Annotated in this window: 14 protein-coding genes; 8 read left to right on the top strand and 6 right to left on the bottom strand. The window is 35.6% G+C overall.

The features are described from left to right. Nucleotides 1-36: 36 nt before the first annotated feature. Entirely contained in the window at nucleotides 37-1641 is a 1605-nt protein-coding gene (locus tag SCA31_RS03800; RefSeq protein WP_410695516.1) for a S8 family peptidase, read from the bottom strand. A gap of 87 nt (nucleotides 1642-1728) precedes the next feature. On the opposite strand from SCA31_RS03800, the gene SCA31_RS03805 reads away from it, so the two are divergent. From SCA31_RS03805 to SCA31_RS03825, 5 genes are read left to right on the top strand one after another with little or no spacing between them, the layout of a single operon-like run. Continuing rightward, nucleotides 1729-2853, top strand: a complete 1125-nt coding sequence (locus SCA31_RS03805; protein WP_410695517.1) for a DegT/DnrJ/EryC1/StrS family aminotransferase — start codon at nucleotides 1729-1731, stop codon at nucleotides 2851-2853. After that, entirely contained in the window at nucleotides 2853-3263 is a 411-nt protein-coding gene (locus SCA31_RS03810; protein ID WP_410695518.1) for a hypothetical protein, read from the top strand. Before SCA31_RS03805 ends, SCA31_RS03810 begins: the two co-directional genes overlap by 1 nt. A 9-nt stretch (nucleotides 3264-3272) precedes the next feature. Then, nucleotides 3273-4295: a UDP-glucose 4-epimerase GalE gene (gene galE, locus SCA31_RS03815; protein ID WP_410695519.1), complete on the top strand. Its 1023-nt coding sequence runs from the start codon at nucleotides 3273-3275 to the stop codon at nucleotides 4293-4295. Nucleotides 4296-4304: 9 nt separating this feature from the next. Next, the gene (locus tag SCA31_RS03820; protein WP_410695520.1) at nucleotides 4305-5069 is read left to right on the top strand and encodes a methyltransferase domain-containing protein; all 765 of its coding nucleotides are present in this window, start codon (nucleotides 4305-4307) and stop codon (nucleotides 5067-5069) included. Between the two features lie 11 nt (nucleotides 5070-5080). After that, on the top strand, nucleotides 5081-5533 hold the full coding sequence (locus SCA31_RS03825; RefSeq protein ID WP_076354225.1) for an adenylyltransferase/cytidyltransferase family protein: 453 nt from the start codon (nucleotides 5081-5083) through the stop codon (nucleotides 5531-5533). A gap of 46 nt (nucleotides 5534-5579) precedes the next feature. Here the strand turns inward: SCA31_RS03825 and SCA31_RS03830 are convergent, their stop codons facing one another. The 5 genes from SCA31_RS03830 to pnuC all read right to left on the bottom strand — a co-directional run bounded on the left by SCA31_RS03830 (nucleotide 5580) and on the right by pnuC (nucleotide 11595). After that, nucleotides 5580-8189: a TonB-dependent receptor domain-containing protein gene (locus SCA31_RS03830; RefSeq protein ID WP_410695521.1), complete on the bottom strand. Its 2610-nt coding sequence runs from the start codon at nucleotides 8187-8189 to the stop codon at nucleotides 5580-5582. 131 nt (nucleotides 8190-8320) lie between these two features. Beyond that, entirely contained in the window at nucleotides 8321-9346 is a 1026-nt protein-coding gene (gene mltG, locus SCA31_RS03835; protein ID WP_410695522.1) for an endolytic transglycosylase MltG, read from the bottom strand. Nucleotides 9347-9379: 33 nt separating this feature from the next. After that, the gene (gene dapF, locus SCA31_RS03840) at nucleotides 9380-10147 is read right to left on the bottom strand and encodes a diaminopimelate epimerase (RefSeq protein WP_410695523.1); all 768 of its coding nucleotides are present in this window, start codon (nucleotides 10145-10147) and stop codon (nucleotides 9380-9382) included. Between the two features lie 91 nt (nucleotides 10148-10238). After that, complete coding sequence (locus tag SCA31_RS03845; RefSeq protein WP_410695524.1) at nucleotides 10239-10919, bottom strand: hypothetical protein; 681 nt, start codon at nucleotides 10917-10919, stop codon at nucleotides 10239-10241. Nucleotides 10920-10923: 4 nt separating this feature from the next. Then, nucleotides 10924-11595 (bottom strand): nicotinamide riboside transporter PnuC, encoded by a 672-nt coding sequence (gene pnuC / locus SCA31_RS03850; RefSeq protein ID WP_410695525.1) that lies wholly within the window; start codon nucleotides 11593-11595, stop codon nucleotides 10924-10926. A gap of 164 nt (nucleotides 11596-11759) precedes the next feature. Between pnuC and SCA31_RS03855 the strand changes: the two genes are divergently transcribed. From SCA31_RS03855 to hemN, 3 genes are all read left to right on the top strand, one after another. Beyond that, on the top strand, nucleotides 11760-13277 hold the full coding sequence (locus tag SCA31_RS03855; RefSeq protein ID WP_410695526.1) for an amino acid permease: 1518 nt from the start codon (nucleotides 11760-11762) through the stop codon (nucleotides 13275-13277). Nucleotides 13278-13320: 43 nt separating this feature from the next. After that, nucleotides 13321-14331, top strand: coding sequence for a WD40/YVTN/BNR-like repeat-containing protein (locus SCA31_RS03860; protein WP_410695527.1), 1011 nt, complete (start codon nucleotides 13321-13323; stop codon nucleotides 14329-14331). A gap of 197 nt (nucleotides 14332-14528) precedes the next feature. Next, nucleotides 14529-15887, top strand: a complete 1359-nt coding sequence (hemN, locus tag SCA31_RS03865; RefSeq protein ID WP_410695528.1) for an oxygen-independent coproporphyrinogen III oxidase — start codon at nucleotides 14529-14531, stop codon at nucleotides 15885-15887. Nucleotides 15888-15938: the final 51 nt, after the last annotated feature.

Consider the following 15938-nt stretch of genomic DNA (forward strand, 5'->3'; position numbering starts at 1 on the left):
CTGCATGATCTGCTTAATTTGCAAGAGACAAAAAAATTATTCCTTTAAGAATTTCTCATAATATACCTTATCGCTGGTTTGAATTTTTAGGTAGTAGGTTCCTTTCGCAAAATCATCCACTTTGACGGATTTTTGACTGTTAACCTTTCTGATGAGCCTTCCCAAATTATCATATATCTCCAATGATTTTACCTCAAATTCCGATGCAATAGTCAGAATGTTTTTAGTCGGATTGGGGAATATGGCGAATTTTTCTTTTTTTACAATTTCAGAAGTATTTAAAACAGTATTGAACAGGCTTCCGAAATTAAGGATACCAAAGCCCATTTGATCCGTATGATTAGGAAAAAGAGAAGCCGTTTGCCTTAATTTTATTCTTATCTGCTCCCTGTTCATAGTAGGGAATGCCTGAATGAAGCATGCTACACCTCCTGCAGCAATTGGGGTGGCAATGGAAGTTCCATTGGTCGTAAAAGCTACATCACCTATAACCGTAGCTGTTGCTGTTCCCTGTGCACTCCCGTCAGGTTTTACCACATTAAGCGAATTGGGACCAAAAGATGAAAATACTGAAGAATTTCCTGATGAATCTACTGCCCCGATAGAGAATACCTTGGCATTGTCTGCCGGAGTCAAAAGATAGTGCCATGGCTTATCTCCCGAGTTTCCTGTTGCTGCCAGTACAAAGATTCCTTTTTCCGAAGCTATTTGCGCTCCACGGGCAACGAATGAAGTGGTTCCATTCATATCAGCATAGGTATAGTTATACTGAGGGTTATCAAAAACATTATACCCTAGTGATGTAGTAATGATTTCAACTCCTTTTCTGTCTGCCTCTTCAGCTGCTTCAATCCAGTAGATTTCCTCTTCAGGGATCTCAACGGTAGCATCTTCGCTTCTGTAGAGGTAAAAATCTGCATCAGGAGCTGAACCTACAAATACGTTTTCCAGGTAACCGCCAATAGCTCCCAAAACTACTGATCCATGGATATTTAAAGACGTATTGTAAATATTGTTGGTCTTGGTAACAAAATCATAACCTGCCTTTATCCTGTTATTGGCTCTCATTCTTAAAAAAGCATTTCCAGTATCTACCGTAGGAAAACCATTGTCGATAACAGCAATGGAAACCCCTGTTCCTGTATACCCTGCAAGATGAAGCGGCCTGATGTTTACCTGGTCAATTTGGCCGGTTCCAGAGCCATAATCAAAGGTGGTGAGATTTTTATTGGTAGTTATCTGATCTTTCCATTTATTAACAGAAACTTTGTTGCCTCCGGTTGAGTTGTTTCGTACAAAACTTTCTACAGACAGTACAAAAGGTTGTGCCTGTAAAATTATTATTTGAGCAGGGGTGGCATTCACAGCAGCACCGTTAAGCCATTTAGAATAATCCGTCACCGTAAATCCCAGGTTTTGAAGGTTTTGGATGTAAGTTTGCTCCACAGGAGCATCCTGGTCATTAAGCGGTATTCCTAATGCAGTACGTCTGTTAAGTGATTTTTGTGAAAGCTCTGAAAGTGGATTGGCAAAGAATACAGCTTTGTTGGGCTTGTCCTTGAAATATACAAACACAAGCTGCGTTTGTGCAGATACATAAGCACAGCCTGCAAGGAAACAAAAGAGTAAAATTTTTTTCATAAAATTATTTTTATAAAGATAAAAACAAAAACCAATAAAATTTTTGATAGGATTTTAAAATCCTTATTTTTACAGAAATATTTATTTATGAAAAAAATTCAGATGGTTGACTTGCAAAGTCAGTATTACAAAATAAAGAATGATGTAGACAATGCAGTTTTAAATGTAATGGATTCGGCGGCATTTATCAACGGTCCTGAAGTAAAGTCTTTCCAGAATGAATTGGAGTCTTATTTAGACGTAAAGCACGTAATTCCATGTGCTAATGGAACTGATGCATTACAGATTGCCCTTATGGCATTGGATCTGAAAGAAGGAGATGAGGTTATTACTGCTGATTTTACCTTTGCTGCAACAGTAGAAGTGATCCATTTGCTTAAATTAAAATCTGTTTTGGTAGATGTTGACTATGATACATTTACAATCTCAACAGATGATTTAAGAAAAGCAATTACTCCAAAAACAAAGGCAATTATTCCTGTACATTTATTTGGACAATGTGCCAATATGGAAGAAATCCTTAAAATTGCTGAAGAGCACAATTTATATGTAATTGAAGACAATGCACAGGCAATAGGTGCAGAATATACATTTTCTGACGGAACGGTAAAATTTGCCGGAACAATGTCTACTGTGGGAACAACCTCTTTCTTCCCATCAAAAAACCTGGGATGCTATGGTGATGGTGGTGCTATTTTTACCAATAATGACGAATTGGCTCACCGTTTAAGAGGAATTGTAAACCATGGAATGTATGAAAGATATTACCATGATGAAGTAGGAGTGAACTCGCGTTTAGATAGTATTCAAGCAGCAGTTTTAAGAAAAAAACTTCCTCACTTGGATTCTTACAATGAGGCAAGAAGAAAGGCTGCAGATTACTACGATGAAGCATTTGCAGGTCATCCAAATATCCTGACTCCAAAAAGATCTGAGAGTTCTACTCACGTATTCCACCAATATACCCTAAGAATCCTGAACGGGAAGCGTAATGAACTTCAGAAATTCCTTACAGAAAAAGAAATTCCTGCAATGATTTACTACCCAGTGGCTTTAAGAAAACAGAAAGCTTACTTCCAGGAAAGTAATGATGCAGATTTTGTGAATACAGACAAACTTCTGGATCAGGTAGTTTCTCTGCCAATGCATACAGAATTAGACGAAGAGCAGTTGAAGTATATTACAGATGCGGTGCTTGAGTTTATGAAATAATGAAAAGAAAGATATTTAAACATAGGCTGGTTTATTACGTAGCTGTAATTACCAGCTTACTGCTTTTTATAATATCTGCACTTTCAATTTTGAAATTATTTAATAATTTCAGCATATTTAAAACATTGGTTATCTGTATTTCACTTGTTATTAATGCATTTGCATTCATTAATTTGATTGAAAAATATGATAAAGCTGTCTTGTTTCTAAACCTTAGTTTATATTTATCCATAATTATTTTAGGATATCCCTTACTGTTGGGATTTTTAAATGGATATTATGTTTTAGAACATTTTAGTTTTAAACTTTCAGTTTCATTCATATTAATTTTGATTATTGTTAATGTGTTTAAAGTGAAAGAATATGAGGTAGCTAACGAAATAGAAAACATAGGAAAAAAGGAAGCTTAAAAAATAAAAATGGCAATACTTGTTACAGGAGGACTTGGATACATTGGTTCTCATACGGTAGTAGAACTTCTTAATAACGGCTTTGAAGTGGTTATTGTAGATGATTTATCCAATTCAGAAAGATTTATTTTAAAAAATATTGAGGAAATTTCAGGTAAAAAGCCGGTTTTTTATCCCTTTGATCTAAAGCGAAAAGAATTGCTTAATCAGGTTTTTGATGCACACCAGATTGATGGCTGTATTAATTTTGCTGCTTTAAAAGCAGTAGGAGAGAGCCAGATAAAGCCAGTGGACTACTATGAAAATAATCTGTTTTCCCTTATCAATATTTTACAGGAGTTTAAGGAAAGAGGAATTTCCAACTTTATTTTCAGCTCATCATGTACTGTATATGGACAAGCTGAGGTGATGCCGATTGATGAAAATACTCCTTTGAAAATGCCTGAAAGCGTTTATGGAAAGACCAAACAAATGGGAGAAGAGATCCTTATTGATTTTGCCAAAGCATACAACCGAAAAATTTCGTTATTAAGATATTTTAATCCCATTGGAGCACATCCATCTGCAAAACTTGGAGAATTACCAGTTGGTATTCCTAATAATCTGGTTCCTTACGTAATGCAGACTGCTGCAGGAATACGTGAAAAATTAAGTATTTGGGGAGATGATTATCCCACAGTAGACGGAACCGCTGTTCGTGATTATATTTATGTGGTGGATCTGGCAAAAGCCCATGTTGCTGCCCTGAAAAAACTTATGAACGACCAGTCTGAAGAAGCATTGATTGATACTTATAATTTGGGAACAGGAAAGGGATCTTCTGTTTTGGAAGTAGTTAAAGCTTTTGAGAAAGCAAATAATGTAGAGGTACCTTATCAGGTCTGTGGAAGAAGAGAAGGGGATATTACCATTGCCTATGCCAATCCCGGTAAAGCTGAAACCGAGCTTGGATGGAAGTCCGAAACCTCACTTGAAGAATCCTTAAGAACAACTTGGGAGTGGCAAAAGTATCTCAACTCTAGAAACTCATAAAAAAATAATATGGCTTGGAATCCTGAAGTATACGACCAGTTTAAAGAAGAGCGCTCAGCTCCATTCTTTGATTTATTAAACCTTGTTGAATCAAGGACAGATATATCTGTGATAGATCTGGGATGTGGAACCGGAGAATTAACTTCTAAGCTTTTAGACTATCTGGAAGACTCCAGGGTTTTAGGGATAGACTCTTCTGAAGAAATGCTTGAGAAAGCGGCTCAGTTCAAAACAAGCAGATTAACTTTCGAAAAAAGGAGTATAGAAGAGCAGCTTCATTTGGGAGATACCTATGATTTGATTATTTCAAATGCAGCAATCCAATGGTGTAATAACCATAAAGAACTTTTCCCAAGAATAATCAATAAGGTAAATGAAGGGGGACAATTAGCGGTGCAAATTCCTTCCAATCACGAATATGTTGTACACCAACTGTTAAGGAAAATAGCAGGTACAGAGCCTTATAAAACTGCTTATCATTCATGGGAAAGAGAGTCTCCTGTTTTGAAGATAGAAGACTATGCCCAAATATTATTTGACAATAAAGGAAGAGAAATTACCGTTTATGAGAAAGTATTCCCTCATGTTCTTGAAAATGCCGAAGCAGTATTTACTTGGGCTTCAGGAACAGCAATGCTTCCTTATATCGAGAAACTTTCTGATGATTTGAAAGAAAAATTTAAAAAAGACTATAAACAAGAATTACAAAACATCTTCCCTGAATCACCTGTCTTTTATCCATTTAAAAGAACATTTATTTCAGCGAAATTTTAACCAAATTTAATATGAAGACACAAAGAATAGGTATTACATTTTCCTCATTTGACCTCCTGCATGCAGGACATATCAAGATGCTTGAAGAAGCTAAAACAGTGTGCGATTATTTAATCGTTGGGTTACAAATTGATCCATCACATGACCGTCCGAACAAAAACAAGCCAAGCCAGACTATCGTTGAGAGATATATTCAGCTTAAGGCTGTAAATGCTGTGGATGAAATCATTCCTTACTATACAGAAGAAGATCTACTGGATATTCTAAAATCTTTTGTAATTGATGTAAGAATCATTGGTGATGATTATATGGACCGAGATTTTACAGGGAAGCAATATTGTGAAGAAAAGGGCATTGAAATTTTTTATAATAAAAGAGATCACCGTTTTTCTACCAGTGATTTAAGAAAAAGAATCTATGAAGCTGAAAAAGAAAAAGCTTCCCAAAAAGAACCCGTAAAATAAAAGAATAAAAAAATCCCGAAATTAATTTTCGGGATTTTTTGCTTTATTACATTGGACCACCTTGTTGATCGTCACCTGTTTCATTGGAGTTAATATCCTTTTTCTTCTTAGGTTGCTCTACTTTCTCACCTTGTTTAAACCTGTAGGTTAAGGCAATAGAGAACTGTCTTGGCTGCCATTGCATATAGCTGCTACGTGTATAGTCATTGCTATAGTTGGTTACCTCCATACCTCTTGTATTAAAGATATCCTGTATATTGAATGAAAGTGTTCCGTTTCCTTTCCAGATTGTTTTAGATGCTCCAAAGTTGATGGCATACATATCCTTTCTGTCCTGGCTGGCTGTTTTTTGTCCTCCTCTATAGAATCCTTGCAATTGTACACTTAATGTTTTATCAAGCTTAAAAGTTGTATTAAGACGTAATCTTGTAGAAAAACCACTTCCTGTAAAATCTAATGAACGCACCTGAGTCAATCCGTCTACATCTATTGTTTTATAGGAAGCAATTCCGGAAGTTTTGTATCCGAATAAATCTACACTACCCATGATTTTGAACCATGCAAAAGGATCATAGGTGAAGTTCAGATCCAAACCGTATCGGTCATCATTACCAAGGTTTTCAGGTTTTGTATAGAATACCTTTTGTCTTTCATCAGGCCTGTACACCAACATTTTAGTATCATCGGTTGCATGTCTGTAATATAAAGTAGGGTTGATGGTAAACTTCTTTCTAGTAATGTTATAACCTACTTCATAGGAATCTACATAAGATGGGTTCAGGTCAATATTTCCTTCAAAAATATTCTGGTTATTCGTATAATTGGGGAAGGGAACCATAAAGAATGATCTCGGCCTGTCTATCCTACGGGAATAGTTTACTAAGATCTGGTTATTCTTCGATATATCATAGCTTAAGAATACACTTGGAAATAAGTTGTTATAATTCTTCGTTTTATTTAAAGGCTCCTTATCAGGGTTCTGACTAATATAATTGATCTTAACATTCGAAATTTCGTCTCTTAATCCTAACTGATAACCAAAGTTTCCTATTTTACTTCTAAACTGAAGATAGAATGCATTGAACATTTCCTTATAATCCGTGTTATTGTTATAATTGGGAATAAGAGGATTGTTAGAAGTACTGCTTACAAAATTATCATAAGTATTGTCATTGATATCCAATCTGTAACCGGCTTCAATCTTGGAATTTTCTCCTATAGGCAATTCATAATCAGCTTTTCCGATTATAGTTTTACTTACAGAATGTCTTCTGGTGATATCTTGTACAGAGGGTATATTGTCAACACTTTCCAGAATGTCAGCATTATTGTTACTTCTGTTTCTCTGTAAACTTAATGATAAGGATAAATTTTGTCCATTGTCATCAAATTTATGATCTAAACCTAAATCTCCCTGAAATGCCAGATTGTTAAAGACACTTTTAGAATCTCTCAGTGTATAAGGGTTCAATAATTTCCACGGTTCAGATGTTGCTCCTGTATATTTATAAAAAGAATCGTAGGTATTTACAAGCTCATTTCCATCTCCTTCAAATGTTCTCACCAATCCTGTTAAATTGATTGATGTTTTATCAGAAATATCATACACAAAACCAGCACTTACATTATAGTTTTTACTATATGTTTTATTTTCAGAATTTTGAGACTGATGAACCGGGACATTAGGTACTTCTGCTATCTCTGCTGGTGTTGTTGGGATTGGATCTAGCTTTGGAAATTTAATATCATGGTAGGTTGTTTCAGAATTATTTTTGGTTTTGTTTTCTGTATAACCACCACCACCGTTCACAAACCATGTCCAGTTATTCTTTCTCCAGCTTAAATTGGCATTAAGAGCTGTTCTTGGAAAATATCCCAAAGTTCCAACCACACTACCATTAAAGCCTATTTTCTTATTTTTTTTAAGAATGATGTTCAAAATACCGGAAGTTCCGCTTGCTTCAAACTTTGAAGAAGGGTTGGTAATCACCTCGATTCTTTCAATCTGATCAGCAGGAATACTTTGAAGCGCATTTGCTCCATCATCAATTCCTAAAAGAGAAGATGGTTTTCCGTTAATCAGGAATTTTACATTTGTACTTCCTCTCATGGAAACTGTTCCATCCGTATCTACTGAAACAGAAGGGACATTACTCAAAACATCCTGAAGATTTCCTCCTTTGCTGACAATATCCTGGGATGGATCATAAGTTCTTTTGTCCAGTTCTACTTTATAAGGCTTGGCTGCAGAGGCAGTAATCACAACACCTTGTAATTCCTTTGTTGTTCCATCCAGGGTAGAGATAGCTTCAGCTTCTATGGATAATGCTCCAATATTACCGGCTCCGGTAATATTCTTATTGACTATACTTTTTTTGTAATCAATAGCCTCCACAGTAATGTCATAAGCTCCGGGGGTAAGCTGTAATTGGTATTGCCCTTTTTCATCGGTAAGTACGGCATCACTTAATGCAGTATTGGCTTTATTGCTAAAAGTTACAGATGCATAAGGAACCGGTTGGTTCTTCTTGTTGACAATGATCCCTGAAACCCCTGCTTTTTCCTGTGCGAAAGCCATTGCCGCCGCCGAAAGCACTAAAGTAAGTCCTAGTGTTTTTCTTGTGAAAATATTGACAATTTCTGTCTTATTCTTCATAGGTTATTTTTTTGTATAAAATCGTGAAAGGATAACCCTTAATATTTTAAAAGTCTTTATCTATTTGATTCTTAAAATATTATGATTTATTTATTGTTTTTAGCTGTATAAATTTTAGATGCCTGTTTAGCCTATTTTATATTTTTTGAATTGAGCCAATTTTGATAGGCTTTTGCATTCACAGCATGCTCTTCAGCGCTTGCTGTAAACTTATGATACCCAAATCTTGCAGGATCTGCACACATAAATATATAATTGTTGTTTTCTGCACTCAAAACAGCATCTACAGAGTTCTTATCTACCACACAGATGGGGCCCGGAGGGATACCTGCATTGGCATACGTATTATAAGGGGACGGAGTAGACAAATGTTTATATAATACTCTTTTAATAGGTTCTTTAAAATTGGTCTGTTTATTAATTGCATAGATCACCGTAGGATCAGACTGAAGTTTCATGCCTTTTCTGTAACGGTTTAAATATAATCCTGCAATGGTTTTCATTTCATCTTTTTTTCCTCCGGATTCCTTATAAACAATAGAAGCAAGGGCATAGATTTGATCTCTTGTTAGCCCAGACTGCTGTTCTTTATTTTTTCTTTCGCTCGTCCAGAATTCATTGTACTGATCTTCAAATTTTGCAAAGAATTCTCTTGGACTTACTGTCCAGAAGAAATTATAGGTATCAATGAAGAAATATTTCTTTAAATCTTCAACACCTTTATACCCTTTTTCCTGAGCAACTCCATCCAGATCATTCACAAAGTGTAAGGAATCTAGCTCCGTTTTTTTGGTAACTTTACCAATCATTTGGTACATATCTCCAAAATCTCCGATTCTGAAAGAATTTGCTGTTTGATTACCAGCCTTAATCATGTTCACAAGGTCGGTATTTCCTTTACCACTTTCAATATGATAACGCCCGGCTTTAAAGTTTGTAGTAAGACCTTTGTCCTTAGCTACAGCCTCAAAAGATTCGCGGTCTTTAATGTATGGTGCAATAGAGTCCAGGATCTGCTTAAATTCTGCCTTATGAGGGATCAAAATATAGCCGTCCTTTTCTACATTGTTTCCAAAGTATTTATTATAAAATCTCAAACCAAAAAATCCTGCGACTACAAAAACCAGCAGAATGATAATGAGAATAGCTTTTTTCATTCTTAAATAATGTTGATTAAAAGTTTTCTGATTTTAAAGGATATCTACTTTTCCTTTAAAAACTTGCTTTGCGGGACCTTCCAGCCAAATATTACAGAATGAGTCTCCACTTTTTTCAGCATACACCTTAAGATTTCCTCCCAGGGTTTTAACTTTTACGGAAGTTAGATTGTCTTTTTGAAGAAAAGTTAAAGCCGAAGCTGTAACTCCTGTACCACAACTATAAGTTTCGTTCTCAACGCCTCGTTCATAGGTTCTTACAAAAATTTCATTGTCGGAAATTTTTTCAACAAAATTGACATTGATTCCTTTTTCTTTATAATTTTCCGAATTTCTGATGCCGTGCCCCTCTGTATAAACATCATAGTCTTTCAGATTTTCTACATATTTTACATAATGAGGAGAACCGGTATTAAGAACTGCGTCGTTTCCGTCATGTGAAATGGTGTTTACATCAATCATTTTTAGTTTAATGATCCCGTTATGGATTTCAGCATCATGCTCACCGTCTATTGCGATGAACTTACATTTGTCTTCAAAAACGTCTAGAAAAAATGCGAAGGCGACAAGACATCTTCCTCCATTTCCGCACATGGTACTTTCGCCACCGTCAGAATTATAGTAAACCATTTTAAAATCGTAATCAGAATCGTTCTCCAAAAGGATAAGCCCATCGGCACCTATTCCGAAACGTCTGTCACATAATTTTTCAATGATATTTTTGTCTTTAGGAAACTGTAGATCACGGTTGTCTACCATTACAAAATCATTCCCAGTTCCCTGATATTTATAAAATTCCATATATTTTTGTCTAAATTGAAGAGACAAAATTAATATATTTTAAATGAAAAACGAACAGTGTTAACTGTTCGTTTCCTTATTTATAATCGTTTTATCTAAAGCCTCCGCCACTGCTGTTCTGTCTGCTTGAGTTACCAGAACTGCTGCTTTGGGTGCCTGAGCTATTTCTAAACCCGCCACTATTGGAAGATTCTGATCTACTGGAGCTGTTGCTGCTGCTTTCAGTACTTCTAAATCCGCTGTTTTGGCTTCTGGATCCACTGCTGTTTTGGTTGTACTGAGTTCCCTGAGAACTGTTGCTCTGATTTCTGAATCCACTATTGTTTTGGTTTCCTTGGTTACCACTACTTTGGTTTCTGAATCCGCTATTGTTATTTCTCCCGCTGTTGGAGTTTCTATTGGAGCTGCCATTATTATAGTAGCCTCCATTGTTATAGGAACCTCCATTATCTCGGAAGCCGTTGTTTGGTCTTTGAGAAGTCACCGTAGTCTTTCTTTCTACATATACTTTTCTTCTGGAGTTATTGTAATTATCGTAATAGTAAGGAATACCATTATCATAATAATAATTAACGTTATTTCTATAATAATAGCCATCATTACCATAGTATCCTCCATTTCCATAATATCCGGAAGGTGCATAATAATATCCATTATTATAGTATGGGTCTCCATAACCACTATTACTACCGTATCCGTCTGTATATGCTAAACAAGATGTTAAACTGGTAATAGCAAAAATACTGACTGCTATTTTAAATAAATTTTTCATGACTTTATTGTACTTTTTTTTCTTTAAAACTTTTTTTCCAACTAAGGTATCCTAAGATAGCCATTATAGTAAATACCAAATATTGAACCGAAGTGATACCAAGACCCTTAAAAATCATCATTGGGATGCAAATAAAATCTCCGATAATCCAGAAAATCCAGTTCTCAATGCGTTGTTTGGCCATAAACCACATTCCTACTAAAAATATTGAAGTGGTAAAAATATCCATCCAATTGGCCCAATCTAAATGATATAATCCAAGATTTGTACCTTCCATGGAAAACTTATTATCTATATAAGGTTTATAATAATAAATAAGAGTGACCAGTAAAAGGCTTAAAATAAAAAGAATGACGGCATAATACCATTCTTTTCTCGTCGCCCAGGTAACTTCCACATGAACGTGATCTTCAGCGTTTTTTGCCCACAAAACCCAGCCATAAACACTCATTACAGAATAATATACATTGATAAGGCAGTCTCCCAATAAACCAAAGTTGAAAAGAATGTAAACATAGATCAGGGTAGAGATGATGCCGGTAGGGTATACCCATATATTTTTTTTAATGGAAAAATATACGCTCAGAGTTCCGAAAATAGCACCCGAAGCTTCAAGCATAATCTGTAAAGAATCATAGCTTTCATAAGGCTTTACAAAAAGATCATATAAATTCATGCGATCAAAAATAAACAAAAATATGGACTTTTTAAAATGAATTAAATAATGTGTTGTTTGAGTTTTGGAGGCTTTAATGTAAAATAAATGATGAAAGTTTAACGATAAACGTGGGAGTTCCTAAATTTTTTATATTTTCGTAAATCCTTAATAAATAAAAAAACATGTCGAAAATTTGGGTTAAGAAACCACTAAGTGCCTATGAGGCAGATATGAAGAAAAGTGAGCTGAAAAAAGTCCTTGGAAAATGGAGTTTAACAGCAATTGGAGTAGGTGCTATCATTGGAGGTGGAATCTTTGTTCTTACGGGAACGGGAGCCTATTACCATGCAGGACCAGCGCTTGCAATCTCCTTTATTATAGCAGGTATTGCCTGCGTTTTTGCAGCATTGTGTTATGCGGAATTTGCCTCCATCATCCCGGTTGAAGGCTCAGCTTATGCCTATGCTTACGGAACTGTAGGAGAAATTTTTGCATGGGCTATGGGGTGGTGTCTCATCCTGGAGTATGCCATGGCCAGTATGGCTGTTTCCGTGAGTTGGTCCGGATATTTTACCAAATTTTTAAAGATTTTTGGGGTTCATCTGCCGGGATATCTTACCTCAGATCCGTCAAGTTATACAGGAGACGGTTTCTCTATGAACTTACCTGCATTTATCCTTGTTTTACTTATTACTGCATTGTTGGTAAAAGGAACAAAAGAAGCAGCAGGAGCAAATAATTTAATTGTTTTGATGAAGACTTCTGCCGTTATTTTTGTAATTATTGCCGGAGTTTATATTATTTTTTCTAATACTGATCTTTATAACGCTGTTGATGGTGTTAAAAACTGGAATCCTTTTATTCCGGATCAGGTAAAAATTAAGAATTCAGAAGGAGATATGGTTTCCGCCTATGGTATTAAAGGAATTATTTCCGGAGCTGCGGCTATCTTCTTTGCTTATATTGGTTTCGATGCTGTTTCTACACAAGCAGGTGAAGCTATTAATCCTAAGAAAGATGTTCCTTTTGCTATTATTGTTTCATTATTAGTTTGTACAGCATTATACATCTGTGTATCACTTGTACTAACAGGGATGATGCACTATACAGACTTTAATCCAGAGGGAAAATATCCTGATGCAATTAAAGCTCCTGTAGCCTATGCTTTTGAAATTGCTGGAAAACACTGGGCAAGTAATGTAGTAACAATTGCTGCCACTGTAGGATTGATTTCTGTAGTAATGGTAATGATGATGGGGCAGTCCAGAATCTTTATCGGAATGGCAAAAGATGGATTGATTCCTAAGTTCTTCGGAGAACTTCACCCAAAAACAAGAACTCCTTACAAAGGAATTATCCTGTTAGGAATAGTAGTCGCATTTATTGCTGCATTTACACCAATTTCTACCTTAGCAGATATGACAAGTTTCGGAACTCTGTTCGCATTTACATTGGTTTGTATTGCAGTTTGGGTAATGAGAAAGAAAGAACCTAACTTGATCAGACCTTTCAAAGTTCCTGCGTACAAAATTGTTGTAGCGTTAGGCGTATTTATTAATGTCTATTTAATATTTAACTTAAGTGCTCACGCATTGGAACTTTCAGCTGTATGGCTTTTCTTGGGAGGATTAGTATATTTCCTTTATGGAAAATCAAACAGTAAACTTAACAATCCTGAAAAATACAAGGAAATAGATTAATAGTAATATAAACCGCTTCGGCGGTTTTTTTGTTGAATATAGTATGAAAAAGATTTTGTCCATGGTATTCCTATCCGTAGGAATGATTGCATTTTCTCAAGAGGTAGAAAATATAGAAACAATTCTTAATGATAAAATAAGCATCAGAGCCCTTGAACTTTATAATCATAAAGTTTGGTATAGCGGAACAGATTCCAAGTTTGGATTTGTGGATCTTAAGGAGCATAGAAATCAAAAACAGATCAGGCTTTCTGAAGAAAAGCTTCAGTTCAGAACGCTGGCGCAGGATAAAAATTCCTTTTATGCCATCAATATTGAAAGTCCGGGCCGTTTCTTTAAGATTGATAAAAAAGATTTAAAATCAAAGATTATTTTTACAGATACCACAAAGACTGCATTCTATGATGCTTTACATTTTGTGAATGATAAGCTTGCCTATACATTCAGTGACGCAGAAAAAGATCATTTACTAAAATTGGCCGTGTACAAGGATGGAAAATGGGGGATGTTTAAAAATAATGTCTTATTATATGACGGTGAAGCTGCTTTTGCTGCGAGCAATACCAATATATCTTCCACCAAAAAATATGTGTGGATTGCTACAGGAGGGAAAGCCTCAAGGATTTTAAGGTTAAATTTAAAAACTGAAAAACTGGAGATTTTCAAAACCCCTTTTGTTCAGGGTGAATCTTCACAAGGAATGTATTCCATTGATTTCAATAACGATCAGTTCGGAATTGCAGTAGGGGGTGATTACATAAAGCAGGATGCTAACAACAATAATATTGCAACCACTAATGATGGTGGAGAAACCTGGCAGATTCAGGCTTCGGGACAAAATGCGGGATATATGACATGCGTTAAAATAAAGCCCGGCTCAAAAGGAAAAGAGATAATTGCGGTTGGAGATCAGCACATTAGTTATTCTTCAGATTTTGGAAAGACATGGAAGAAAATTTCCGATGAAAAAGGCTTGTATGTCTGCCAATGGATTGATGGAAATAGAGTAGTTCTTGCAGGAAAAGATAGAGTGATACTGTTGAAGTTGAAATAAAAGAGATACTTAAGATCAATAAAACAAATAGAATTTATCATTATCGCTGTAATAGCTTTAAACAGTGTATTTAGACTCATTCTAAACTATGACCTAATATAATTCATAGGTAAAAATTCATAACTAATGGTTAATTTTGTAGGATGGAATTTTAATTATGTTAAATTTCCTCACCTTATAAAATTTTATTTTTCAAAATGAATTCTTTAATAGATAAGTATAATATTCCCGGACCGCGTTACACTTCTTATCCTACCGTTCCGTATTGGGATGAATCAACATTTTCACCAGAAGGATGGAAGGAGAGCGTAATCAGGTCTTTTCATGAAAGCAATGCAGAGGAGGGAATTTCTATTTATATCCATTTGCCTTTCTGCGAGGCGTTGTGTACGTTCTGTGCATGTCATAAGCGTATAACGAAACAGCATAGTGTTGAAGTTCCTTATTTGGAAAGCGTACTCAAGGAATGGAAGCTTTATCTTGATCTTTTTAAAGAAAGACCAAAGCTGAAAGAATTGCATTTGGGAGGAGGTACACCAACATTTTTCTCTCCGGAAAATTTAAAAATACTTCTGGAAGGAATTTTTGCGACCGTAGATATTGCAGAACATCCAGAGTTTTCATTTGAAGGACACCCTAATAATACCACAAGAGATCATCTGCAGACTTTATATGATCTGGGTTTCAGAAGAGTAAGCTTTGGAGTGCAGGATTATGATCCTAAAGTACAAAAGGCAATCAACAGAATCCAGCCTTTTGAAAATGTGAAAAATGTAACAGAGTGGGCTAAGGAAATTGGGTACAGAGGAATTAGCCATGACTTGGTTTTTGGTCTTCCTCACCAAACTTGGGAAGCAATGGAACACACAATTAGAAAAACAATGGAATTGAAGCCGGATAGACTGGCATTTTATTCCTATGCACACGTTCCGTGGGTAAAAGGTGTGGGGCAGAGAGGATTTGATGAAAATGACCTGCCGAGTGGTGAAGAGAAGCGCCGCTTGTATGAAGATGGGAAAAAATTACTTCAGGATCTGGGATATATTGAAGTCGGAATGGATCATTTCTCTTTGGAACATGATGATTTGTACCAGTCTCTGATTCATAAAAAACTTCACAGAAACTTTATGGGATACACTTCAAGCAATACCCAATTGATGGTAGGACTTGGAATGTCCGCTATTTCAGATTCATGGTATGCGTTTGCCCAAAATGTAAAAACAGTTGAAGACTATCAGAAAATGGTTGAAGAGGGAGAGATTCCTGTGGTGAAAGGACATATTTTGAATGAAGAAGATCTAACGGTAAGAAGACATATTCTGAATCTAATGTGTCAGCTGGAAACGACATTTAACATACATAATTCTTTCCCTGAGCTGGAAAATGCCCTGGAAATGTTGAAAGAAATGGAAAATGACGGGTTGGTTGAGATTAACGGCCACGAAATTAAAATTACTGAAGCCGGCAGAGCATTTACCCGAAATGTAGCAATGGTATTTGACCTTAGAATGATGAGAAATAAACCCGAAACGAGGATTTTCTCAATGACAATATAAAGAAAAAGCGGTTCAGTCTTGAACCGCTTTTTTATTTCACTTAAAATTTTA

The organism is Chryseobacterium sp. SIMBA_028 (assembly GCF_046535285.1).
GTDB lineage: Bacteria > Bacteroidota > Bacteroidia > Flavobacteriales > Weeksellaceae > Chryseobacterium.

Coding starts and splice junctions, on each gene's coding strand:
- pnuC (WP_410695525.1), bottom strand. CDS start 11,595: ATGAATTTATATGATCTTTTTGTAAAGCCTTATGAAAGCTATGATTCT.
- SCA31_RS03825 (WP_076354225.1), top strand. CDS start 5,081: ATGAAGACACAAAGAATAGGTATTACATTTTCCTCATTTGACCTCCTG.
- SCA31_RS03830 (WP_410695521.1), bottom strand. CDS start 8,189: ATGAAGAATAAGACAGAAATTGTCAATATTTTCACAAGAAAAACACTA.
- SCA31_RS03800 (WP_410695516.1), bottom strand. CDS start 1,641: ATGAAAAAAATTTTACTCTTTTGTTTCCTTGCAGGCTGTGCTTATGTA.
- SCA31_RS03845 (WP_410695524.1), bottom strand. CDS start 10,919: ATGAAAAATTTATTTAAAATAGCAGTCAGTATTTTTGCTATTACCAGT.
- SCA31_RS03805 (WP_410695517.1), top strand. CDS start 1,729: ATGAAAAAAATTCAGATGGTTGACTTGCAAAGTCAGTATTACAAAATA.
- SCA31_RS03855 (WP_410695526.1), top strand. CDS start 11,760: ATGTCGAAAATTTGGGTTAAGAAACCACTAAGTGCCTATGAGGCAGAT.
- hemN (WP_410695528.1), top strand. CDS start 14,529: ATGAATTCTTTAATAGATAAGTATAATATTCCCGGACCGCGTTACACT.
- galE (WP_410695519.1), top strand. CDS start 3,273: ATGGCAATACTTGTTACAGGAGGACTTGGATACATTGGTTCTCATACG.
- SCA31_RS03820 (WP_410695520.1), top strand. CDS start 4,305: ATGGCTTGGAATCCTGAAGTATACGACCAGTTTAAAGAAGAGCGCTCA.
- mltG (WP_410695522.1), bottom strand. CDS start 9,346: ATGAAAAAAGCTATTCTCATTATCATTCTGCTGGTTTTTGTAGTCGCA.
- SCA31_RS03860 (WP_410695527.1), top strand. CDS start 13,321: ATGAAAAAGATTTTGTCCATGGTATTCCTATCCGTAGGAATGATTGCA.
- dapF (WP_410695523.1), bottom strand. CDS start 10,147: ATGGAATTTTATAAATATCAGGGAACTGGGAATGATTTTGTAATGGTA.
- SCA31_RS03810 (WP_410695518.1), top strand. CDS start 2,853: ATGAAAAGAAAGATATTTAAACATAGGCTGGTTTATTACGTAGCTGTA.